This is a genomic window from Eubacterium sp. AF36-5BH, assembly GCF_003460505.1.
GTDB lineage: Bacteria > Bacillota > Clostridia > Lachnospirales > Lachnospiraceae > Eubacterium_G.
The window spans coordinates 113031-139073 of the sequence record NZ_QTVG01000003.1; the positions used below are offsets into that span (position 1 = coordinate 113031).

General features: G+C 31.8%; 18 protein-coding genes, 1 other RNA gene and 1 riboswitch. Of the genes, 2 read left to right on the top strand and 17 right to left on the bottom strand.

What is annotated here, in order from left to right; genetic code table 11:
* Positions 1-17 precede the first annotated feature (17 nt).
* From hisH to DW006_RS03485, 3 genes are read right to left on the bottom strand one after another with little or no spacing between them, the layout of a single operon-like run.
* Positions 18-623, bottom strand: coding sequence for an imidazole glycerol phosphate synthase subunit HisH (hisH, locus tag DW006_RS03475; RefSeq protein ID WP_117999070.1), 606 nt, complete (start codon positions 621-623; stop codon positions 18-20).
* Entirely contained in the window at positions 623-2119 is a 1497-nt protein-coding gene (locus tag DW006_RS03480) for a HAMP domain-containing sensor histidine kinase (RefSeq protein ID WP_117999071.1), read from the bottom strand. Before DW006_RS03480 ends, hisH begins: the two co-directional genes overlap by 1 nt.
* Entirely contained in the window at positions 2119-2796 is a 678-nt protein-coding gene (locus DW006_RS03485; RefSeq protein ID WP_022166209.1) for a response regulator transcription factor, read from the bottom strand. Before DW006_RS03485 ends, DW006_RS03480 begins: the two co-directional genes overlap by 1 nt.
* Positions 2797-3267: 471 nt before the next feature.
* Between DW006_RS03485 and ssrA the strand changes: the two genes are divergently transcribed.
* Positions 3268-3607, top strand: a transfer-messenger RNA (tmRNA) gene (gene ssrA / locus DW006_RS03490).
* A 540-nt stretch (positions 3608-4147) separates the two neighbouring features.
* On the opposite strand, the gene DW006_RS03500 is transcribed toward ssrA, so the two are convergent.
* The 9 genes from DW006_RS03500 to DW006_RS03540 all read right to left on the bottom strand — a co-directional run bounded on the left by DW006_RS03500 (position 4148) and on the right by DW006_RS03540 (position 19161).
* Positions 4148-4939 carry a formate/nitrite transporter family protein gene (locus DW006_RS03500; protein ID WP_117999073.1) on the bottom strand — a complete coding sequence of 264 codons (792 nt, stop codon included), beginning with the start codon at positions 4937-4939 and terminating at the stop codon, positions 4148-4150.
* A gap of 59 nt (positions 4940-4998) precedes the next feature.
* Entirely contained in the window at positions 4999-5982 is a 984-nt protein-coding gene (locus DW006_RS03505; RefSeq protein ID WP_117999074.1) for a Gfo/Idh/MocA family oxidoreductase, read from the bottom strand.
* Positions 5983-6072: 90 nt separating this feature from the next.
* Positions 6073-7518, bottom strand: coding sequence for a HAMP domain-containing sensor histidine kinase (locus tag DW006_RS03510; RefSeq protein WP_158561058.1), 1446 nt, complete (start codon positions 7516-7518; stop codon positions 6073-6075).
* Entirely contained in the window at positions 7511-8203 is a 693-nt protein-coding gene (locus DW006_RS03515) for a response regulator transcription factor (RefSeq protein WP_117999076.1), read from the bottom strand. The genes DW006_RS03510 and DW006_RS03515 overlap by 8 nt, the downstream gene beginning before the upstream one ends.
* Positions 8204-8446: 243 nt before the next feature.
* Complete coding sequence (gene trxA, locus DW006_RS03520; protein WP_117999077.1) at positions 8447-8755, bottom strand: thioredoxin; 309 nt, start codon at positions 8753-8755, stop codon at positions 8447-8449.
* Positions 8756-9179: 424 nt separating this feature from the next.
* Positions 9180-11000 (bottom strand): S8 family peptidase, encoded by a 1821-nt coding sequence (locus DW006_RS03525; protein WP_117999078.1) that lies wholly within the window; start codon positions 10998-11000, stop codon positions 9180-9182.
* Between the two features lie 23 nt (positions 11001-11023).
* A complete protein-coding gene (locus DW006_RS03530) occupies positions 11024-12034 on the bottom strand; it encodes a S66 peptidase family protein (protein ID WP_117999079.1) in 1011 nt (336 codons plus the stop codon).
* A gap of 148 nt (positions 12035-12182) precedes the next feature.
* On the bottom strand, positions 12183-15752 hold the full coding sequence (addA, locus tag DW006_RS03535; protein ID WP_117999080.1) for a helicase-exonuclease AddAB subunit AddA: 3570 nt from the start codon (positions 15750-15752) through the stop codon (positions 12183-12185).
* The gene (locus tag DW006_RS03540) at positions 15736-19161 is read right to left on the bottom strand and encodes a PD-(D/E)XK nuclease family protein (RefSeq protein WP_117999081.1); all 3426 of its coding nucleotides are present in this window, start codon (positions 19159-19161) and stop codon (positions 15736-15738) included. The genes addA and DW006_RS03540 overlap by 17 nt, the downstream gene beginning before the upstream one ends.
* 288 nt (positions 19162-19449) lie before the next feature.
* Here DW006_RS03540 and DW006_RS03545 point away from each other — a divergent pair, with 288 nt between their 5' ends.
* On the top strand, positions 19450-19887 hold the full coding sequence (locus DW006_RS03545) for a hypothetical protein (RefSeq protein ID WP_022166222.1): 438 nt from the start codon (positions 19450-19452) through the stop codon (positions 19885-19887).
* Positions 19888-20048: 161 nt separating this feature from the next.
* Here DW006_RS03545 and DW006_RS03550 read toward each other — a convergent pair whose 3' ends face one another.
* From DW006_RS03550 to dapA, 5 genes are all read right to left on the bottom strand, one after another.
* Positions 20049-22088 (bottom strand): NAD(+) synthase, encoded by a 2040-nt coding sequence (locus tag DW006_RS03550; protein ID WP_117999082.1) that lies wholly within the window; start codon positions 22086-22088, stop codon positions 20049-20051.
* 329 nt (positions 22089-22417) lie between these two features.
* Positions 22418-23188, bottom strand: coding sequence for an N-acetylmuramoyl-L-alanine amidase (locus tag DW006_RS03555; protein ID WP_117999083.1), 771 nt, complete (start codon positions 23186-23188; stop codon positions 22418-22420).
* A gap of 150 nt (positions 23189-23338) precedes the next feature.
* Positions 23339-23704 (bottom strand): hypothetical protein, encoded by a 366-nt coding sequence (locus DW006_RS03560; protein WP_022166225.1) that lies wholly within the window; start codon positions 23702-23704, stop codon positions 23339-23341.
* An 86-nt stretch (positions 23705-23790) separates the two neighbouring features.
* Positions 23791-24546 carry a 4-hydroxy-tetrahydrodipicolinate reductase gene (gene dapB, locus DW006_RS03565; protein WP_117999084.1) on the bottom strand — a complete coding sequence of 252 codons (756 nt, stop codon included), beginning with the start codon at positions 24544-24546 and terminating at the stop codon, positions 23791-23793.
* Positions 24547-24641: 95 nt separating this feature from the next.
* The gene (gene dapA, locus DW006_RS03570) at positions 24642-25526 is read right to left on the bottom strand and encodes a 4-hydroxy-tetrahydrodipicolinate synthase (protein WP_117999085.1); all 885 of its coding nucleotides are present in this window, start codon (positions 25524-25526) and stop codon (positions 24642-24644) included.
* A 91-nt stretch (positions 25527-25617) separates the two neighbouring features.
* A riboswitch (Lysine riboswitch) is annotated at positions 25618-25802 on the bottom strand.
* Positions 25803-26043: the final 241 nt, after the last annotated feature.

Sequence of the window (26043 nt, forward strand, 5' to 3'; positions counted from 1 at the left end):
CTGTCTCCATTCTTACTTTAAATCTTTGCAAAATTGTCCAGTATCTTCAAGCCAACATCACCACTTTTTTCAGGATGAAACTGGCACGCAAAAACATTGTCTTTTTCTACTGATGAATGAAAATCAGTAATGTAGTTTGTTTTTGCCTTTACTATTTCCTCTTCTCTTGCTTTTAAATAATAAGAATGAACAAAATAAACATACGCCTGCTGGTCAATATCTTTAAATAGGCGGCCATTGTTTGTAAGTTCTAGGGAATTCCAGCCAATATGTGGAATTTTAAAGCCCGGTGTTTCAGGGAATTTAACAATCTCTCCCGGTAAAATTCCAAGACCTGCCACTCCCGGTGTCTCCTCACTACTTTCAAACAATAACTGAAGTCCAAGACATATTCCCAAAAAAGGAATCTTCTTATCCACAACATCATATATTGTGTTCACTAAATTGTATTCTTTTAATTTTTTCATTGCATCACCAAAAGAACCAACTCCCGGTAATACAACCTTGTCTGCTGAAAGTATTTCATCTCTGTCTCTTGATAAAATAGTATCCTGACCTAAAAACTGAAATGCCTTTTCAACACTCTTAATGTTTCCTGCATCATAATCAATAATTGCTATCATTAATCAAGTCTCTCCTCTGAATTATTGCAGTCTAACCGGAACCAAAATTCCACTCCATTTTCTTTATTTACAACACCACATTCTTTATTATGTCTGTCCATTATTGCCTTAACAATAGAAAGTCCAATACCGTTTCCACCGTAGGCTCTTGTTCTTGCTTTGTCAACTTTATAGAATTTAATCCAAATATTTTCCAGTTCATTTTCCGGAATGTTTTTTCCAGTGTTAAAAACCGCTACTCTTACTATACCATTTTTTTCAGTAATTTCTACTTTAATTATTTTGTTTTCGTCAACATGATTGATTGCATTGTTCAAATAATTAGTAATTACTTCCTCAATTTGGAACTCATCTGCGTATACATATAAAGGTTCATTATAATCAAACGTTACATTAATATCCTTTTCTTCCAACTTAATCTTAAGGGAAGCAATAACACCTTTAATTACTGATACAATATCAAATCTTTCCAGATTAACATGTGTGTCACCAAACTCTAACTGGTTTAACGTAAGAAGGTTCTTAACCATCTTATTCATTTTGGAAGCCTCATCAATAATAACATTACAATAATACTTCATATCTTCCGGATCTTCTGTAATTCCGTCCTGAAGCCCCTCAGCATAACCCTGTATTAAAGCAATTGGTGTTTTTAATTCATGAGATACGTTTGAGATAAACTCTTTTCGCATTTCATCTATTTCATTTTTCTTTTCAATATCTTTTTGAAGTTCAATATTAGCAGACTTCAAATCAGTAATGGCTTTCTCCAATTTATCCGACATATCATTCATGCTGTTTCCAAGAACACCTAACTCGTCATTATGATGCCCCTTGTACTTAACATCAAAATCCAAATTCGACATTCTCTTTGAAATATCTGCCAACTCCAACAGTGGTTTAGTATATCTGCTGGTTACAATTAAAATAATTATTGTTGCCACTAATATTGCAACAACTCCTATACCTAAATAAAATTTATTAGAAATACTTATACTTTCCTTAAAGCTTTCCACTGACATTCGAATCATTATTGTATAACCGTTAGACAAAGTGCTGGTTAATTCATAATATTTATCAGAAGACTCCTTATCTACTGTGGAATGAATTTTATACCCATTGCCTTTTTCCACAAGAGTAGGTGTCTTGTTTTGCATAATATTTCGACCAAAAATAATGTCACGCCATCTGTCTTCAAGCATTTTACCGGCACCATAGTCGTAAACAACATTACCAGAGTCATCTACTACAATAGATGTAGCCCCTGCCTTTTCACAGGTCTTATTTACCGACTTAGTGCTTGAATCATCAGAAAATGTACTGTCTTCTTTTACAACCTGCTTTATTTTGTAATAAACTTCCTTTATGGAATCCTGTTTTGTTTTCGTATAATATTTCTCCATAAAAAGACTGCTATATATTACAAGTGATGCCATTGACAATGTCATAATAATAACTATTAAAGCAGCCATTTTATATCTTATTGATTTTTTCATTAATTTACCTCGAACTTGTATCCCATTCCCCAAATAGTAAGAATGTATTTTCCACAGTCGCCTAATTTGCTTCTAAGTTTCTTTACGTGAGTATCGATTGTTCTAGCATCGCCAAAATAATCGTAATTCCAAACATTATTTAAGATTTTTTCTCTTGATAAGGCTATACCTTCATTTTCAACAAAGTATGTAAGAAGTTCAAACTCCTTGAAACTTAAGTCTACAATTTCTCCATGAACTTTTACTAAATGTGCAGCCTTATTAATTTCAATATCTCCTGCCTGCTCAATTTCATTTTGGTCAATCTTATTAGTTCTTCTAAGAATTGCGTCAACTCTTGCCACCAAAATCCTTGGACTGAAAGGTTTTGAAATATATTCATCCACACCTAATTCAAATCCTAATAATTCATCACTTTCCTCACTTTTTGCAGTAAGCATAATAATTGGAATCTTTGAGAATTTTCTAATTTCCCTGCATACTTCCCAGCCATCCATCTTTGGCATCATTACATCCAATATAATTAAATCAAAATCATTATGTTCAACAAATAAGTCAATAGCCTCTTCCCCATCAGCCGCTTCTATTACTTCATAGTCTTTTCTAACAAGGAAATCTTTCACTAATTTTCTCATTCTTGCTTCATCATCTACAACTAATATTTTCAACTTTGACATATCCATTATTCCTCCTGCTATACTTTTAGTTATTGTATCATAATAATTTTAAATTAACAAAAAGTTGTGTTTATTATGTGTATTAGAATGAAAAACTTAATGCTAATGCCATTCCCAATATTGATAGCCAACCGTAAATGCCATTTGTTTCTCCTATGTGTGGAGCATTTGATGCAGCACTATTTTTTGAATTACCTGTGGCTTTTACTGAACCGTTGTTGTTTGTATTTGGAGTATTCTTTGAAGACTCAGTTATCTTTTCTCCTTTCTCCCTGTGCTATTATTTTTTCCTATATGTTCTTAAATTTATTAATATTTCTTATTTTTCTTTATTGTTTACAGGGTTTTTTACCTGGCTTTCCTTTTTTTTTATTAGACAAATATTTGTTTTTTTACAATTTGGTAACTTTTTTATTATTGACTTTTATGCCTTAAAAGTTTAACATAATACTTGCACAATTTAATATTTATGGGCTAGTACTGGTTTCGACAGGGATTTGGAATCTGGTGAAGCTATCCGTAGGTGATACGTTAAATCACAACTTTAAAATTAAACGCTGAAGATAATTTAGCTTACGCTGCCTAGTTGCAGCTGTCACTAATAAGTCTCCTACAGCTTGTTAGTTGGCATCGACTTTCGTAGGGAACCCTAATTACAAAGCTTTGAGTAATTAGGAGCATTATGAAGCTACTAAGAGGTAAAGGGTGTTAGTTCCCGTTATCTTAAGGGAATGTCAAATAACTGACTATGATAGTAGAAGAACGGTGGAAGGATTTTTGGACAGGGGTTCGACTCCCCTCTAGTCCACTCTATTTTTTACTCTATCTTATCTTTAGTATATTTCCCTTATTTCTACATACACTGTTAATATGAATTTAATTGAAGGTGGCTTTATGTATAAAAATTTCAAAAAATATATTATCAGTGGCATTATTTTTACAATTGTTTTCGGCTCTCTTCTCCACTTCTTTTATGACTGGTCGGGAAAAAATGTAATTGTAGGTTTATTCTCCCCTATTAATGAAAGTGTTTTTGAACATTTAAAACTTTTATATTTTCCTATGTTATTGTGGATTGTTCCGGGATATTTTATTTACGGAAAGAAAAACCGCAACTACTTCCTATCTTCATTCATAGGATTAGTTTGCGGTTTAATCTTAACACCTGCTCTATTTTATTTATATACGTCATACACCAAAACATCTATTCTTCCGGTTGATATAGGAATTTTTGTAATTAGTGTTGTTGTATCTTTCGCCTTGTTTGCGTATATATTTTTAAATTATAATTTTAATTTCTTCTCCGTAAAAATGGGAATACTTCTTTGGGAACTTGTTTTTGCAATGTTTATTATTTCTTATCTCTTGCAGTAAACCAAAACATAAATCCAATAAACAAGCCACCAACAATATTTCCAAGTGTAACGGGAACTAAGTTACTTACTATAAAGTTATACCATGTAAGACCTGCTGTATCTAATCCAAGGCTACCATACTGTGAGTGGATTAATAAGCCACCACTTATATAACTCATGTTTGCAACACTATGCTCGAACCCTGAAATAACGAATACCATAATCGGTAAGAATAATGCCATAATTTTGCCTGATACTCTTTCAGCAGTAAGTGCCATCATAACTGCCACACATACTAATATGTTACAGAATATACCTTTAATAAATGCATCTGAAAAAGAAAGATTACATTTTGCAACTGCTGTTGTCATAATATTCTTTGCTACACCGTTGTTAAATAATGAAAATTCATGACCTAATGCATAACCACCTGTAACAAAAATAGAACCAACAAAATTTCCAATATATACTACTATCCAGTTTTTAAGCATTGAATAGAATTTGATGCGTTTATCTAATACTGAAATAATTAATAAGTTGTTTCCTGTAAAAAGTTCTGAATTGTTTAGTATTACCATTGCAAGTCCTGCCGGGAATACTAATGCTGCTATTAACTTTCCAAGTGATGCATTTTCTACTGTTGTTGCAGCAACCGATGATGCAACACCTGCAAATGAAATAAACATACCTGCCATAAATGCCAATGCAAACATTTTACCTAATGGCATGGTTGTTTTTCCCATTCCTCCTTCTGAATATTTTACTGTTGCCTGCTTCGCGTTTAACATTTTTTATACTTCTTTAAATTTTTTTCCTGTAGTATTCTAACAGATTTTCCGACAAATTGTTAGTGTTTTTTATCTGCAGGGAAAACTATCCCCTGAATTGCTCTTGCCTTGTCCATAATTTGAAGTGCCATAAGTGAATATTTGCTATGTTTATCACTATAGTCATGGCTATTTATCATTGTCTCCCACTCTTTCGCTTCAAATACCAGATTATTGTCTAACTCTACGTTATAGACTTCCTCTGTAGTTCCATCGTTGTAACGAACTATTACACGTCTTGGACTATCTATTGCTTCAATTAAAATTGCTCCTTTTTCACCTTGTATTTCACTTGGTGTAAAACCATTTGAAATTTTTGAATAGGTTATGTCTGCCAACATATCCTTATACTTAAGGGATATAGTTCCTTCTCCGTCTATACTATCCGGTAAAATAATGGCGCTTGCATCAATTTGCTCAGGGATGCCAAATAATTTTACCATTGGATGAACGCAATATACTCCAATATCCATAATCGCTCCATTGGAAAATTTAGGGTTAAAAGCATTTTCCACAATACCGTTTTTAAACTTATTATATCTTGATGAATACTGGCATAGCTTAAAGCTTGCTCTTCTTACAGGAGCTATTTTTTCTATGGCCTTTTCCACCGCCTTAAAGCCATCATCATAAACAGGGCGCATACCTTCAATTAAAACCACATTGTTTTCATTTGCTTTTTCAATTAAAATTTCCACTTCCCTGCTATTACTTGCCATAGGCTTTTCAACAAATACATGTTTCTTATTTTCAATCATTTTAAGAGCCTGTTCAAAATGAAAGGATGTTGGACTTGCAATATAAACAGCGTCTATGCTATCGCATTTTGCCAACTCATCTAAATCATCAAAGAAAAGAGTGCTTCCGTACTTTTCACCGAACTCTTTTGCTTTATTAATATTTCTTGAATATGTTCCCTTGTATTTCAAGCTATCGCATTTTGAAGTTGCCTTAATAAACCAATCTACAACAAAATTAGTGCCAACAGTTGCAAAATTAATCATAATTTCCTCCTAATCTATAAATGTTACTTAACGTTTCACCTTATACCTATTAGGATTATACCGTTGGCACTAACTTATTTCAATTTTCTATTAATTGTTTTTTTGCACTTTAGGTAATTCAATGTAGAAAACAACACCGTTCTCAACATTTTCACACCCGTACTTTCCATGATGTAACTCTACAATGCTTTTTACAAGATATAGACCAAGTCCACTGCCTTTTTGTCCATTTAAGGTTGCACTGTCGTTGCCCTGATAAAACATGTTCCAAATATTTTCAATGTTTTCTTCAGGTATATGTTTTCCATCATTTTCAACTTCGACTTTAATATTGTTTTCGCCAGACATAACTCTAACGTAAACATTACCTTCTTCTTTGCAATGTTTTATTGCATTTGTTATGTAATTACTTACTGCCTGAGTGAAAAATCTTTCATTAACTTCTGCCATACATTTTTCAGTATAGCTTTCATGAAGAGAAATGTTTTTCGTAAAGAAAAGCTTATCATAATCTCTACAAGTGAATTCTACAAGTTCGTTAATATCAGCACTTACAACCATTAACTCTTCCTCTGCACTTTGCATTGAATATATAACTATCATGTCATTAATCATTTGAGACATATTCTCCGTTTCCTCTATGATAGACTGACAATATTCCTTCTTTTTCTGCTTATCCTGCAATAGTTCTAACATTTCCACCTGACTTGAAATAATGGCAAGTGGAGTTTTCATTTCATGGGAAACATTGTTTACAAACTGCTTTCTGAGATTTTCAACTTTTGTTTTATTTTCTATTTCATTTTCCAATTCAGTAATCTGTTCCCTGATTTTTGATAACATAATATTAATGCTATGTGCTAAACTGGAAAGTTCAACAAATTCCTGATTTTCATTAATATTAAGTTCAAAGTTATTCTTTACAGCAAGTTTTGTATTTTCTTCAATTTGTCTTATTGGCTTACAAATACGGTTAGAAATTACAACAGAAACAATTACTCCAACTACAGCAACAAGAATTAACATTATCCCAAAGAATAACTTATAGTATGATAAATGTATTTTCATATTACTTTTTAATTCATATACATATAAATAATATTTGTTGCCATTCTGAGTTATTATTCCACGCCCTGAAATTTTTCCCACACCATTATTTGTAACTATTTCTTTCTCAGAGAATCTATACAATCTACTGACAATGTTATTTTCAACCTTTGCTTTTGCATTTGCATTTTGTGTCATAGACTTAAAATTCTTTGTTTTTAACGTTACATATATTGGTTCAAATTTTTCATTTGCAATAACAAATCTCAACTTCTGTTCTTCATAAGAAATAATATACCTGTTTTTATAGGTAAGAGTAGATATATCCTCTTTTTGCAGTGTGCTGAACGATTGCTTAATTACCCCAATCTTTCTGCTGAAATAATAATCCTCAGCAAATGCACTAAATAAAACAAACAATATACCCAATATAAAAAATATTGTAATTGTCTGCATAATTATCATTCGGCTTTTTATTGTTTTAAACATCTTCAACCTCAAAAATATAACCAATGCCATATATTGATTTAATATATGGACACTCATCACTTAATTTTATTCTTATCTGTTTTACAATTGTGTCAACTGTTCTATAAGTCCCGTCATAATCCGGTCCCCATACAGCATCAAGAATCTGCTCTCTTTTCAAAGTGACATTTTGATTTTCAATAAAGAAACTTAACAAATCAAATTCCTTTGGTGTTGTAACTATATATTGGTTATTTACATACACTTTCCTTGCTTTGCAATCCAATGAAAGTTTGCCAGCTTCAAGCTTCTCATATCTGTTCTCTGATTTGTATGTTCTTTTTAAAACTGCTTCAATTCTTGCTTTCAAAAGAGCTAACATAAACGGTTTCTTAATGTAATCGTCTACACCATTTCCAAAACTTTTTACCTGTTCCACATCTCCCGATTTTGCTGTCATCATAATAACTGGAACCTCTGATGTTTCTCTTATCTTCTGTAAAACATACTGACCATCATAAATTGGAAGCATTATATCTAGTAAAACTAAGTCAATTGAGTGAATGTTTTTTTCAAATTGTTCCAATGCCATTTCACCATCTTTTGCTTCAATAATGTTATAGTCATATAATTTCAAAAAATCACTTACAGTTGTTCTTAATTTTTCTTCATCTTCAACAATAAGTATTGTTCTATTAATTTTCATCAGTTAATCTCCTCGTATCTTAAAACTCCATCTTTCAGTAAAAATTCTGTAATATACTGCAGATTTCTAAACCATCGATTATTAAACCATTATCACAGCAATCTATTACAACTATCCATACTCTATCTCTTATATAGTATCTTAATAAATTGATAGAATAAAAATATAATGTGTCCATTAATCTTTAAATTGCTATTAATTACTGTAATTTAATGCTAATTTAATATTTTCACACAAGCAGTTTTATTTTAGTAATTCTAAAACTTCTTCTTTTGATACAAGTCCCACTGATCTGTTTACCTCAACACAATTTTCAAATACAATTAATGTTGGAATACTCATAATATTGTACTCAATTGAAATTGTAGGCTCTGTATCAACATTTACCTTACATACTTTTACATCATCTAATTCTTCTGCAAGCTTATCTATTACAGGACTTAACATTTTACATGGTCCACACCAGTCTGCCCAAAAATCAACTAACACTTTCTTATCAGACTTTAAAACTTCCTCTTCAAAATTATCTTTATTTACTTCAATAATTGCCATAATATTCTCCTCCTAACTGTTTATTTAGCTATTAATTTTTTAAATTATTTTGTTTAGTTTGTTAAATATTAACCAATTGCTTTTTATTGATTATTAATCATTTAGCTAATTGATGTTTATTCTTCAACTATTTGTTTTTTTATAGTATAACCAGTCTTAATATGTAATTATACTCATTCTGATTTTAACTTTTTTACGGAAATGTTTCAACATAAAAAGATATATAAATTTAAAGCATAATATGACATTTTTACCTCCATCTCCTGTACTAATATATTTCCGTCAAGCCTTGAAAATTATTAAAACATAACTCTTCAATGTGTAATTTAATTCTAGACTTTTTCTTTTCTATGTCTAATGCCTATTGATTATTGTCTTTTATGCTTTTTAAGTATATTATATATACTTATAATTTATAATAATATTACTCAGGAAAACTTCTTGAAAGGCATAGAGCACCATAGCCTGCCAGTGGATTTGGTTGTTCCTCTCTACTGCTTAAAGGTCTTGCTCCTCTAATTAAATATGCCTTAACCTTTTCACCATATAAAAATCTGTCATTTCCATTTACAATGCCCCATTCCATTAGCAACGCTGCTGCTCCTGTAACAAAAGGTGCAGCCATTGAAGTTCCACTTTTTACTGTTATTCCTCCATTATTGGATGCTGACACAATATTTACAGCCGGTGCAACAATGTCAGGTTTCACCATATTGTACTCTCTTGTATATCCTCTTCCTGAAAAAGTAGCAATGGTATCATCTCTTCCATTATAGCCCCCTACAGATATTACTTTGTTAGTTGCAGATGGAATTGTGAGAGTTGTATATGGGTCAGGTCTTAAAAATTTTGTGTTCGTATTAATTTTCTCCTGGCCTGGAAGCCACATGTCATATCGTCCATTTACAATTCTATTAGGAAATAATTTTATTTTCCAAATTCCTGCATCAAGGTAATTGCTTTTAGGAATTAAACTAATATATATTTCCTGAAAAATGCTATAAGGTTTTGGCGTCCCATACAAAACATTTATATTTGTGTCTTCTAATTGCTCCTTATAAATGTATCCTTCCCTGCTAAATATTGATGTACTTTCTCCTGACGGAGATATGAGACTAACATTATATTTATCAACATAGTTTTTCCAAATTTGTATGCTAAATGCCCTCTCATAATTTGATATTTGCAATTCCACTTCCACCGGCTCCTGTTCCAAATATCCTCCGCTATGGCCTGAACTTCCCCCTTCGTTACCTGTTCCAACAACAATAACTGCCCTGTTACTGTCTACAACACTATCCAAATATGTTGAAAGTAAAGATGTTCCATCATGTGAACCGTATGTGTTTCCAAAACTAATATTTATTACAACCGGTCTCTCCAGAATGTTCGCTTCTTTTATAATAAAGTCAACGCCTTCCATTAACTGATTAGTTTTTGGAAATGAATTTTCATTATCCACAGACATTTTTACCACTATTAAATCACTTCTTGTTGCAATTCCTAAATTATTGTTTTTGTCTGTGGCAAAATTACCTGCTGCTATACCTGCAACATGTGTTCCATGACCTGATACATCTCTTGAATTAACTATCCCATAAGGATTATTGCTTTCCAAGGCTCTATTAATGTCTTCACTTGTATATACTCTGTCTGTTTGCTGATCCCATAACCTTAATATTCTTGTATTACCACTTTCATCTATAAAGGCTTTGTTTGTAAAACTAATTCCGCTGTCAATTATACCGATAAGAACACCTCTACCGAATAATGGTACATTATTATTTTCAAAGGTTTCTTCATCTATTCCTATTTGTCGTCTTACATCTGACTGTGTTTCATTATCCTGTAGTACTTCATTACTCAGCCTTATTTCATTACTTGGCTCTGTTTCATTATCCAGCTGAAAATAATCATTTTGAACTTCATTTATGCAGGATTGTCTTTTTCCGTTTAAAACAGCAAATTCCAGATTCTTTGGTTTTTCCACAAATATTACGTTTGGAAGATTTGCTATTTCATCTACAAAAATTCTGTTTGCATTAGCAGTTGCATAGCCACCTGATAAAGGTTTTATTCTATTAACTAAAGATTCAATTGTGCCTATGTCTCCGAAATATTTGATAATTAAATCCCAGGAATCATTTTCCACATTATAACCTGCTGATAATTCACGGGATTTTTCCAATTGCTCCAATGAAGTCTCCAAAGCTATATTAAGTTGGTTATCCTGTTTTTCATTCATTTAAAACTCGAAAATATCTTTTTTTAAATATATTCAAGAATTCCCTTTCCATTACTACTGATTATTTTTGCCTTAGCTCCTTCTATAATTGGAAACTGTGGGCCTTTGTGACCAATATCACTGTTAAATATAATTGGCACATCCAAGTCATCTAAAACCGACATTACTGCATCTTCATAAGTTCTGTTACTCCAGGAATTGTACATTAACGGTCTGCCAAAAATAAACCCATTAGCATATTTAAAATACCCCTTTTCTTTCATTTGCCAAAGGTGAGTAATAATTGTGGTGTCCTCCATATTGAAACTTTCAAGGTTCCATATTATTCCGTCAGACTTATATTTATTTATAAATTCTTCCGTACCATCATAGCTTGTTCCTAATAGAAAAACAATTACATCTAAACAACCACCTATTAATCTTCCTGTTATGCTAATTTCATCTTCCATACGACCGTTTACCCACCTAACTTCTTTGTCTGCACAATAGCCCTCATAGCCACTTACATACTCATGTCTCTCATCTTCAAAATTATCGTAGGAATGAAGTTTCTTTGTTGTTCCTTCAATAACACCTAAAGCATCCTCTACAGGTTTCTGCCATGGTTTCATTCCAAAATCTCCAACATGACATCCATAGACTGCTGCTGTATCATACTTAGTAACTAAAGGATAAACTATGCATGTATTATCCGAAAACCCTTGAAACCATTTTGGATTCTTACTTAAATACTCAAAATCAATGTATTCAAGCATTTCCATACAATAATCTCCACCTGCAGCAGACATAATGCTTCTAACATTAGGATTATGTATTAATTCATTTATTTCTTTTCCTCTTTCAGCTCCTGTACCACTACAGCCTCTTGCATCACTTTTGAAAAGATTATCTGTAGCAATTACATTGTAACCCCTGTCAGATAATTGTCTCATTGCATTCTCTACTCTTTTTTTCTTTAATTCATTTACAATACCGTCAGATGTTGCAGTAACACCTATGGTATCTCCTTTTTGTAAATATTTTGGTATGTTCATATATTATCGTATAATTCCGGTAATGCTTAGAATTACACCTGCCTCCTTTAAACTTTATATTTTGCTTGTATCTAATTATTTATATTCTTCACCTATTAGTCTACATATTCTTTTATGTAGTCTCTTCTTGGTTTTACAAAATAATTCTTTATATAGCCATTTCTTCTCCCAATTTTACAGAATAAATTATCATTTCAGAAACTTTTTTTCCTGTGATTTTTTCCAGGGCTAATTTGTAACATTCTAACTGTTTCTTATATCTATGCTTTAATTCATCCATTGAGTCAACATTGTCTGTCTTATAATCTAAAATCACATACCTGTCATCCTCTATAAAGCATACGTCAATAATACCCTGAATAATCATTAACTCATCTGAGTTTGAGTGTTCCTTAATTTCCTTTGCCTGTACTCCTAAAAGAAACTGTCGTTCTCTATATAACTGATTACTTTCCTTTGCCTTAGCCATTCTTTCAAAAACCTTTGTTTTTGTGAATTTTAAAATATCATAAGGATTAACAGCCTCTCCCTGAATCTTAGTTAATAATTTGCTGTCAATTTGAGCCTGTATCATATTAGTAATTATATCTTTTGAATATTCTTTGTTTTCTATATCCATTAATTCAAAAACTCTATGATATGCTGTGCCTCGCTCTGCTCCATATATTCTATCCGAAGACTCCTTGTCCTCTTTCATAAACTGTGGAACAATTTCCGTCTCTTTATGAACAGAAGTTTTTTCAAAGATTTTGTCTAAAGAATCTTCTGCTTCTTCATCTGCCATACTTTCTTTTTTCAGTTCAGTTACACTTGCTTTTGAACAAAGGTTAATATCTTCAATATAAGGATATTCAAAATTAAAATCTTTAATAAGTCTGTCGTAAACATCCTTTGGTACTTCCGCATTATTCCATGTTTCAAGTAACATCTTTTTTAATTCAGATTTTACCATTTGATCTACTTCATTTTCCGATATTTCATCTTCAGTTACAAAACTGTTATTAACTAAAACCTGATTCTTTAAATATACAAATCGTATCCATTTAAAGAAAGAGCTGTTGTTCATTATCTGATTATAAGTTAGTGGAACATCTTCTGAATTAATGACTTCCTCACATTCCTTTTCATACTTGCCTCCAACACGTCCTGTTATAATCAGCTTTTCCTTGGCTCTTGTTAATGCAACATACAAAAGACGTAAATACTCCATACGACTTTCCTGTTTGTTTAAATCCTTTACATACTTTCTATATGTAGGTGTAACTGTTAGTTTCACATCCGGAAAAATGGCATCTACTGCTGCATAGCCATTGTCACTTATATCTACAGTTCCTGCATCTGCAACGAAGTTACTTGAAGTGTCACAAATGAAAACAATAGGGAACTGCAAACCTTTACTTTTATGAATTGAAAGTATTCTTACAATGTTATCATTTTCATTAACTGTTGATGCTTCCCCCTGGTCACTGTCTAACTCCTTAATCTTCTCAATATATCTTACAAAATTAAAAAGTCCCCTATAACTTGTTTTCTCATAGTTTGCAGCCTTCTCCTTTAAGTTCTCAATATTTAAATATCTTCTCTTTCCATTGCTTAAGGCTGATACATAATACTGAAATCCTGTTCGTTCTAATATTTCATTTATAATTTCATATACGGAATTCTTATAATCCAGTTTTCTGTAATAATTAAGTTCCTTAAAGAAATCATAAATTTTCTTAACAAGATTTGAATCATCTCCTGTTTCCTGATAAGCCAATAAAGAATCAAGAAATGAAATCTTACGGTTATCTCCCTTAATTACTGCAAGTTCGTCATCTGTAAAATTAAACATAGCACTTGTTAGTACCGAAACTAATGGTATGTCCTGTCTTAGGTTGTCAATTATGGTAAGCATATTCATAATGGTTTCCACTTCCATTGAATCAAAAAATCCGCTCTTAGAATCTGCATATGCAGGAATTCCCATATTCATAAGCTGCTCAACATATATGCCTGCATTGCTTTTTACACTACGCATTAAAATAACTATATCCTTGTACTGGGCAGGTCGCATTTTCCCATCTTTTCCCTGAACCATAAAGCCATTTTGCGGGTCCGTTAATTCCCTGATTTTAGATGCTACAAATGTAGCCTCTTTTTCTTTTGAGCCGGTTTGTATACCGATAAATTCTGTTCTATTATCCTGTCTTTCAGGAATCTTCTCATACTGTGCTCCCAAAGAAAGTCTGTGTCCTTTTTGATAATCAATGTCACCGAAATTAGGAGTCATTATTCTGTCAAATAAGAAATTTACACTGTCTATTATTTCCTTTCTACTTCTAAAGTTCTGATCTAGCGTAATCAGACAATTATCTGCCTGCAAGTCTTCTTCATAAGAATAAAACTTCTCAAGGAACAACTGAGGTTTTGCATTTCTAAAACGATAGATGCTCTGCTTAACATCCCCAACCATAAACATATTATTAATGCCATAGCCTTTTGAAACACTTGTTAAAATTGCTTCCTGAACATAGTTGCTGTCCTGATACTCGTCAATCATAATTTCTTTATAGTTTTTTGACATATCCTTTGCCACTTTTGTTGGCTGTAACTTTCCATTGCCATCTATGTCATTTAAAATATTAAGTGCCATGTGAGCAATATCGTCAAAGTCTGCAATTCTCTTTTCTCTTTTCTCCGCTGTAAATCTTTCAATAAGTTTTATTGTAATCTCGCATAATATATCTATTGTTTCTCTGCAATTAACCAAGTCTTCATAAATCTCATCAATCGGTTCTGTAAAGTACAAATCCTTAAGATTTTCGACGGTTGCTTTTACTGAAGAATTTATTGTTTTTACCTTTAACTTTAATTCAGGATTACCTTTTCTTACTGTTGATAGTCTTGGTAAACTAATTTTCTCACAATACTTCGCCAAGGCTCTAAAATCTTTTTTGTCTAATAAATGCTCGATTTCTATCAGCATGTCTTTTGAATTTTGTCCAAAACTCTTTAAGTCATCATCCATTTCAGAAATCTCTATTGCTTTTTGCAAATCTTCCCTGCATTTATTTAACTGGTCTACTGTTGACTTAAAAACATGCCCATATACTTCTCCGTTTAATATGTCATCTAAATTGTTAAACTTATATTTGTTTTTTAAATTGTTAACCCAAAGAATCGGATTAATTTCCCCTTTAGCCTTTTTATAAATTGTATCTACAATGTTAAATATTCTGTCGTTTACCTTCCCACCTGAATATTTTCTTGCCAACTCTAAAAATTCTTCCGAACCTTCTTCGTAGTATTCTTCCAAAATATTGTTGAGAATATCGTTTTTCATTAATTCTACTTCTATTTCTTCAGCAATTCTATAATTAGGATCTAAGTCAATTTTATCAAAATTTTCTTTGACTACTTTTCCACAAAAACTGTCAATTGTAGTTATTGTTGCATTATTTAGCAAAGTTAATTGTTTTACAATATTGTCATTATTATTACTTTCCTGTAATTCTTCAAGTCTCTCTCTCAATCGCTCTTTCATTTCTGAAGCTGCTGCCCTTGTAAATGTAAGAACAAGTAACTGGTCTACATCAATGTTTTCACGCTCATCTGTAATAAGGCTTACAATTCTCTCAACCAATACTGCTGTTTTTCCGGAACCTGCTGCCGCAGAAACAAGAATATTACGATTTCTGGTATTTATAATATCTAACTGCTTATCTGTCCACTTCATTTAATAACTCTCCTATATTTCCAAAAGAAACACTTTCTAATTGTCTGTATTTATCTCCCAATGCCTGATCAAATCTGCATATTCCCTTATAGCTACAATATCTGCACTGTTCCTCTATTGGGTTGATTGAAATCTTACCGCTAAGCAAATCATTCTTTAACTCATCTGCTTTGTTTGATACATGCTTGATTAGTTTAGAATATGTTTGTTCATCTAAAATCTGACTTGTTTTCTTTGGATTGCCTGATTTGTCATAAGATACTTTTACAATCTTTGATTCATTGTTTTTCTCTACATCTTCATCTACAGCATCTATAACTTCCTTACTGTCACATACAATTCCTGTCATTTGGAATTTTGGTAATTGCTGTTTGAAAACTATTTCCTTTAAAATTTCTTCATCAGTTCTTGTATCCTCTTTATTAACATCCCTATGCATCTTAATTAAGTCATTTGTTCCACTTATATTCATATATGGATCTCTAATATTAAAATAAAGTCCTGCTGCCGGTAAAATTTCTTTGGAAGTTTTCTTCTTTTCGTAATTTATCGCATCATTAATATATACTAATAACTGCATCTGAATTCCGTTATAGGCTTTTGTAATGTCAAATACCATTTCTGATGACTTATAATCAATAACTTTTACATATAACTTATCATCTGTTTCATAAGTATCAATTCTATCTACAATTCCATGTTCTAATGGTATTTCATATTCTGCCGGTTTGAATTTTCCATGATTAATATGATTTATTAACACCTTAACAGTTTTCTCAGCTATTTCTTTTACCTGATTAGTTATAAAAGCATTTCTTGCTGAACCTTCAAGAGCTTCATTATCATATTTTTCAAAAGTGTATTTCACTGCTTTTTTAATTAACTCACTGCTTTTCTCATCAGTAATTTCCTTCCACTGAAGCTGCTTGCTATTCACCATTTCAAAAAACTTCTGTATAGTTATATGATAAAGATTTCCAATATCATAAGCCTCTATTGAAAATTTTTCTCTTTCCTTTAATTTCAAACCATAAGAAAGGAACTGTGAATAAGCACATTTAGCATAATTTTCCAGTCTTGTTATACCAATATTACCAGGAATACCATATAATTTTTTTGCATATTCTTTCATTAAGTCATTCCTGTTATTATTATAAAATCCACCTTCTAATATTAAATTCATTATTTTTGCAGTTGACTTATCCGACAATAAAATCTTACTTAAATAATTAAATCTCGGATTATCTTCGCCATTTCTATATGCATTAATGTTTTCAGCAACATACTGTAAGGCAACTTTTTTGTTAGTAATGTGGCTTACCGGAATTTCTATTTCCTCAAAATGCTTTTCTTTCATATTAGGAAACATTTTTTCCAGTATTCCAATTATATATGATTTTCTTAAAGTTGAACCATCACTGTCTGACTTGCTGTAACATAAAACAATCTGTTCTAATGGTTTGGCAAATAATGAATATAAATATATTCTCTGTTTAAAAATATTTTCCCTTGTAGTTGGTGCTAATTTGTAATCCTTAGACTTTAATATGTCTCTCTCACTATCAGTTATAATACCCCCGGGAGTGCTGTTTTTAGGAACAATACCATCATTCATACCAAGGAAAAATAATATTTTTTTGGTGTCCTTTAATCTGGTTCTCTCAATATTACCCACCATAATTGTATCGATTCCCGGTGGAATAATTCCTATTTTTACCTGAGAAAGTCCTGCTTCTAAAATATCGTTATATTCTTCTGTAGTTACAATCTCATCACCCATTAAGGCAACTAATCTATCAAAAACATTAATTACTGATTCATATATTTGGCTATATTCTTTTTCCAGTGCAACAACCTTCTTCTCCCTAAATTCTTCTGCTTTTTTCTGTATTTTGTCCTGTATGTTATGTTTTACAGTAAACAAATATACTGCTTTGGTTCTTTCAAAAACTGTTGCGTCTTTTTTGATAAACTCATCCCTAAGTTCCTGTAATCCTTCTACTATCTGTTCTCTAATTGTATTAACAATTTCTATATGTCCTTCTTCCATAAATGGATATACTTTCTCCCAGTTCTTAACGTAACTTCTATATCCTCTTCTATTAGATTTCAAAATATAGTTTTCAAATATGTCGCACATATTTTCATCTAATTCCATAAATTTTAATCTAACAAATCGCATAACTGTCTGATGAGAAAAATCCTTATTAATTACATCCAATGCAGCAAGAATCCCGTCAACATATTTGTTTGCAAGAATGTCCTCCTTGTGGTCAATAAAACATGGCAAATCATATTTTTCAAATGCCTGCTCTATATACTTATGGTAACTTTCTATATCCCCTGCAATAACAGCTATGTCATTATATCTGTAATCACCGCTTTTAATTAATTTAGATATTTCACCTGCAACATATTCTGCCTCTCCTTTAGGATTATTTAAGGCATAAATTCTTATATTGTCATTGCTTTCCTTATATTGAGCTTTCTTTGTGTTTCTAAATATATTTTCTTCCACAAAAGCTAATGGCTTTGCCAGATTGCCTAATCTTGAATTTTCTTTTTGAGCCTGATTACGCTCTAAGTCAATTACAATATTAGGTTCAATTTCAACAGAATTCTTAATAGCCAGTTCTCTAATCTTTACAATTGTTTCCTTACTTAAGCTAAAAAGTTCCATTGCGTCATAACCTTTAAAATCAACCTGTTCTTCAGGCAAAGTTACTGCCAAGGAAACATGAGGGCTGTATTTTAATAACTGTTCTATGACTTTGTACTGGATTGGTGTAAAGCCTGTAAAACTGTCAAAATAAAAGTATGTATTCTTTACATATTCTGACTTAGGAATGTATTCACAAAGAAGACTTAACAAATCTTCGTTTGTTATTGCCCTATTTTCTATAAACTTATTAAATTCATTATTTATAATTTCCAAATCCTGTATTTTTAATTTAAGTGTAGGGTAATCTTCTACTTTTCCTTCAATGTCATTAAGGCTCTCCTGATTAATGCTATACTGTCTAAACTCAGATATAAGCGTTTTCACCTTGTCGGTAAAGCCCATCATTTTTACTTTGTTTTTGTAAACATAAAGCTTATCTTTGCAATCTTCTAAAACCTTTCTAATTACAAGAGTCTTACCCAAATCATCCATAACATTTAAGTCATTAACTCCCAGTTCTTCAAATATTGCATAAGCAAGTCTGGTTAAACTTGTAACTTCTATGTTGAAGCACCCATGATTAGGATGTAATGTTAATATTTCTTTTTGAGTTTCCATTGAATATTGTTCAGGTACAACTGCCACAAAATTCTTATCTTCCATCTTCATTGAAAGACTTATCATTTCCTGAATTAAAGTATAAGATTTTCCTGAGCCTGCCCGTCCCAAAATTAATTGTAATGCCATACATATACCTCTTATTTAATCATCTTTTATAATTTTTACATTTTTATAATAACTTTATCTTTTTTATTTTTGTAATACTATCCTTAAATATTATTGTACAATGATATACTGCCATAATCTTTTAATAAGCAAATTTCTTGCACTATTATAGTATACCAAATTACAGCGTACTTTAATGTATCTTTTTTTAATTTATAAGCTAATTATTTTAATAATATTGTTTTTTCATGTATACTTTCTCATTCCTTTTAATAAACTTAAATATAAAATATTTTTTAAGGAGTCATTATGGGAAAAAGTCCAAAATTTATGGTATTTCATTTAAAGGAGCTTATTTATACCCTTGTGTTTGTACTCCTTGGTATTGTACTGATAATATCTTTGATATTTATGTTTTGTAATAAAAACCAAGGAGAAAAAGAAACAAAAACTACCAATAGCCAATATGAAGCCGGAGTTTACACTTCCCAAGTTACATTAAATGGTAATCCTATGGAAATATCCGTTACCCTTGATAACAATCACATAAATGCCATTACCGTCACTAACGTAAGCGATACAATCTCCACAATGTATCCACTGGTACAGCCAGCCTTCGATGATATTGCAAATCAGATTGTTGACAGTCAGTCAGTTAAAAACGTAAAATTCTCTAAAGACAGCAAGTATACATATACCATGTTGTATGATGCAATTGTGGACACTATAAACAAAGGAAAAAAATAACCCTCCTATATTTGATTTATTATAGTTTATTTTTATTTTCCTATTTTTCTTAATTGTTACCTCTTTTTTACCAAAAAGGATGAGACAAAAATGCCTCATCCTTTTATTTCTTTTAAAATATTTATAATTATATTCTTCTTGTGATTATATTAATAAATCTGCTATTCCAATTCTTCTAACCATTGTCTTACGCAGGCATCACTTGGCATTCGCAAATCCCCTCTAGGTGATACTGCAACTGAACCAACTTTTGGACCATCAGGCAAACAACTTCTCTTAAACTGCTGTGAAAAGAATCTTCTATAAAATGTTTTAAGCCACTTTAATATTGTTTCCTTATCATATATGCCCTTAAAAGCTTCATTGGCTAAGAACAATACTTTCTTTGGATTATAGCCATATCTTAAAACATAATATAAGAAGAAATCGTGTAACTCGTATGGTCCTACCAAATCCTCAGTTTTCTGTGAAATCTTGCCATCTTTTGGTGGTAAAAGTTCAGGACTGACAGGTGTGTCAAGTACATCAAATAATACTTTTGCAAGTTCCTTTTCTTCTGTTGTATCTGCAAAGTATTTAACTAAATGTCTAACCAATGTTTTTGGAACTCCTGCATTGACACCATACATTGACATATGATCACCATTATAAGTAGCCCAGCCTAATGCCAACTCTGACATATCCCCTGTACCGATAACCATGCCATTATATTCATTGGCAAAATCCATTAACAAATATGTTCTCTGTCTTGCCTGAGCATTTTCATAAGTTACATCATGTATATTTATATCATGTCCAATTTGTTTTAAGTGTAACTTCACAGCTTCAGCAATATTTACTTCCTTAAGAGTGCAACCTAATTTTTCTATCATTTTTAAGGCATTGTTGTAAGTTCTGTCAGTTGTTCCAAAGCCCGGCATTGTTACAGCAATAATTCCTTTTCTATCGATATTTAAACTATCAAAAGCTCTTACCGTAACAAGAAGGGCAAGTGTTGAATCCAAGCCACCTGAAATTCCAACAACTGCATTTTTGCAATTAGTATGCTCTAATCGTTTCTTTAAGCCCATTGTCTGAATGGAAAGAATTTCCTCACAACGCTTGTCCCTTTCACTTTCGTTTGATGGAACAAACGGTGCATTGTCTATTACTCTACTGAAATCAAATTTTTCTTCCTCTAAATATATTTCAATTTCTTCATATTCGCTGTCAATATCCTGACCTGACACAAATGTTGTCATTCTTGCTCTTTCAGCAGCAATCTTGTCCAAATCAATTTCACCATAAGTAATGCCGTTGGTAAATTTATCTGACTGGGCAATAATTGCTCCATTCTCTGCAATAATGTTATGACCTGCAAAAACCAAATCAGTAGTTGATTCTCCTTCTCCTGCATCAGCATATATGTACGCTGACAAAGTTCTTGCCGACTGACCTGTTACAAGACCTGTTCTGTAAGTATCTTTTCCAACTGTTTCATCACTGGCTGATAAATTAGCAATTACTGTAGCTCCTGCCATTGCATGATTTGTACTTGGTGGATTTGGAACCCATAAATCCTCACATATTTCTATTGAAAATGTAAAATTATCAAAATTAACACACTTAAATAAAAGATTTGTACCAACAGAAACTGTATCCTTCGTCTCATCAAACTCCTCATCGTACTCGTCATCATATTCATCGTCATATTCTTCCTGTGACTCTAATTTAAAATTCTTTAGAATATATGAGCCTGCAAGAAATGAGTTTTCATTAGTTTCCTTATAAGTTACATCCTTGAAGCCTTCAACACCTTTACCTGACGAAAAATGTCTTCCCTCATAAAATTCTGAATAATTTGGAATATATGTTTTAGGTACAAAGCCCATTATTTCACCGTCATATACTACTGCAGCCATATTATATAATTTACTATTAAAAATCATTGGTAAACCAACTATTGCAATAATTTCCTTGTCCTCTGTATATGGAACAATAGTTTCAATAAGTGCCTTCATTGCATTATCTAAAAGTGCCTTTTGCCAAAACAAATCCCCAGCTGTATATCCTGTAATACATAATTCAGGAAAAACAATTAACTGTGTTTTATTTCTATAAGCTTCTCTTATTAATGAACATATTTCCACTGCGTTGTGTTTACAGTCGCCAACTTTTATTTTTGGTGTAGCGGCAGCTACCTTTATAAATCCGTTATTCATTTTAAATATAATCCACTCTTTTTTAATGGACTATTCTCCTTTCTGCCCAATTTGTTTCTTTATGTAATTGGAAATTTCTTTAGTATTTCCTATTAGGATTTGGGTGCCAAAACACCCAAATCCTGATTACTGCTTTGTACATTGTAATTTACAATCCACATTTTTATCTAAACAATACTGTGCTAATTGTAACATTATATTATTTTAATATCAACGACCCATTTATTAGAACATTCCAATTCTATAACCCATTTGTTATAATGCCCTAATACCATAAATTGTTCATTTGAACGATTTCATTATAACATTCTAATTCAAATATACATTTATTATATTGTTCTTACGAATGTATTGTACCCTAAAGCTCTTAGTCGCTGTTCAGTTGCAACAGCATTATCTAAATTTCTATAATTGCCAACTGTCACTTTAATAAGTCCCCGTTCAACTATCAAATTAACAGGAAAGCCCTGCATTTTAAGTTCATTTGCCTGTCTGTTTGCCAACAAAGGATTTCTAAACGCCCCTACCTGAACAGTATATCTTGACATTTGAGAGGCTGTTATTCCATTTGAATTTAGAGTGTCAATTATACCATCCGCTATTGCCTGAGCTATTTCATTAAACTTTTCATCAAATAACTGATTATCTTTATCTGAATTAATAAAACCTAGTTCTAAAAGAACAGCCGGCATTTTAGTCCTTTTCAAAACTACCAAATTTGGTCGTTCCACAACTCCCTTGTCTTCAAAACCAAGTGCCACAAGATTTTCATTAATATTTCTTGCCAAAGTTCCCTTAAAACCTGAATCATTATACACTAAAGCCTGAACTCCACCATATGTGTTAGGCGTTGGGGAGGAATTTCTATGAAATGAAACAAACAAATTCCCGCCTGCTTCATTTCCAATTGTTGCTTTTTCAAAGGGCGTATTATAGACGTCTGTTGTTCTTGTATAAACTACATCAAAGCCTGCATTTTTTAGTAAATCCCCTACAGCCATTGCCATTCTAAGGGCATCATCTTTTTCCTGTCTGCCATTATAAGTTGCACCCGAATCACTTCCACCATGTCCCGGATCAATTATTATTTTATATGCCATATTATTCCTAAAAATATTTTTTCATAATATTATATGTTTTATATTAGGAAATATTGCAAAAAACCAACTTCTTGAATTTAATTCTGTTATATTTTTCAACATAATAAGATTAAACTTTTCGAAGTTGGTTTTTAATTAATATTATTTACACTATTTAGTTGTATTATTTTTGTTTGTATTTTTCTTTGTTGTATTATTCTTTGTGTTGTTTGTATTATTCTTTTTGTTTGACTGTGTTGTGTCGTTATCATTACCATCAATGTCGTCAACAATATCATCTACACCATCTTCAATGTCATCGCCAATATCATCAATAACGCCATTATTATCGTTACCATTATTGTTATTTCCATTGTTATCTGTGTTATTATTCATGTTATTTGTTGTACTCTGATTATTGTCAGTTGTATTTGACTCAACTGTAGTTGTTTCATTGTCATTGTTGCCACATCCAACAAATGTAAATACTGACAACATAAGTGTTAATACTAATAAGTAATTTCGTAAATATTTCATTTCTAACCTCCATAATTTACACTGTTTTCTAACAGTTTCTTTATGAAGTTATTATTTTCATTTTATTTAATTTTATACAACAAAAATTAATCAATTACATCTGCCATGTTGTACATGCCCGCTTCTTTTCCTGCAAGGAATTTTGCAGCATCAATTGCCCCCTTGGCAAATATAGCTTTTGAGTAAGCTGTATGTTTAATTTCGATTACTTCATCAGTTCCGGCAAAAATAACTTCGTGTTCACCTACAATTGTGCCACCTCTAACTGCTGAAATTCCAATTTCATTCTTCTTTCTCTTTTCACGAACATTACTTCTATCGTATGTGTAATCATATTCGTTATTTAATTCCTGATTGATGCAATCTGCTAACGCAAGTGCTGTTCCGCTTGGTGCATCAACCTTCTGATTATGATGTTTTTCTACGATTTCAATATCAAATCCTCTGTCAGATAAAACATCTGTAGCGATTTTTAATACTTTCATTAATGTATTAATTCCTAAAGACATGTTTGCTGAACGAAGGACTGCTACACTTTTGCTAGCCTCATTAACCTTGTCTAACTGCTGTGCAGACAAACCTGTTGTACATACAACAACAGGTGTCTTTGTTTCAACTGCATAATCTAATAGATCATCAATAGCTGCTGTTACCGCAAAATCAATTATTGCGTCAGCCTTAACATCACATTCCTTTATTGACTTAAACACAGGATAATCATTTGCAATACCTGTATAAGCATCAATTCCAGCTACAATCTGTACATCTTCATCTTTACTAATTAAGTCTGTAATAACTCTCCCCATCTTGCCATTACATCCATGCATTATTACATTTACCATTTTCTCCTCCATTACCTATAATCCCTTTGCATTTGCAAAAAGAATTATTTTTTTGGCAATATATCCTTTGTATATTTGCCATATTATCCTGCTATTTATAATACACCGTAGTCTTTTAATGCTTTCTTTAATACTTCCTTATGAGCATCTGTTAATTCTGTAAGTGGTGCTCTAACTGTTCCTACCTTATAACCAAGCATGTTCATTGCTGCCTTTACGGGAATTGGATTTACTTCACAGAACAAAGCGCCGATAACATCGATTGCTTCTAATTGTAACTTCTGAGCTGTTTCAATGTCTCCATCTAAAAATGCATAAACCATGTCATGTACTTTCTTTGGTGCAACATGTGACCAAACTGAAATTACACCTTTTCCACCAAGTGAAAGAATTGGTAATACCTGATCATCATTTCCTGAATAAATATCAATACAGCCATTAGCAAGTGATGCTAATTTAGCTACTGCTGAAATATTTCCTGAAGCTTCCTTAATAGCAACTACATTCTTAACTTCCTTTGCAATTCTAACTGCTGTTTCAGGCTGGATTGTTGTACCTGTTCTGCTTGGTACATTGTACATAATAATTGGAATATTAACTGCATCTGAAATAGCCTTGTAATATTCATATAAGCCGTCCTGAGTACATTTGTTGTAATATGGTGTTACACAAAGAAGTCCGTCTGCTCCAACTTCTTCTGCCTTCTTTGACATATTAACTGCTTCTCTTGTACAGTTTGAACCTGTACCTGCAATAACAGGAACTCTTCCTGCAACCTTATCTACACAATATTTTATAACTGAAACGTGTTCTTCGTCAGGCATTGTTGATGATTCACCTGTTGTACCACATACAATAATTGCATCTGTACTATTAGCAATCTGATCATCAATAATTCTTCCGAATTCTTCATAATTAACAGTATCATCGTCATTAAATGGTGTAATAATCGCTACACCTGCACCTGTAAAAATAGACATTTTACATTTCCTCCTAAAAAATATGTATTATTTTGTTAAGCATAGTAAAAGGAGCTTAAACCTAAGCTCCTTATAAGAATTCAATATAATACTTATAAGTAGCCCTCCATCAATTAGCTCTTCATCAATTGATGACAGTCATATGACTATTAACCATACGCCCAGAGTAAATATTCCGGATATCCACCCTTCGGCACCACTTCCTTTTGTACACAATCTTCTGTCTCCGGGACATCCTATGTACTACTAATAACCGGTGCAACCTCTACTATATTAACTGTATTAATAATATCACTGTGACCCTATAGTGTCAACCCAACACTATGGTATTTGCATTATAAAATTTTGTTTTCTATTCTTCATTATTCCAAATAAATATACCAATACAAACTGTATATATAAATATTATATTCAGCTTTTCTGATTTATTTAATAAATATTAAAATATATTTCTATTTAGATTATGGCATCAAAACATCTTTTTCCACCTGTATTTGTGCAATGTCATTTTGCACAC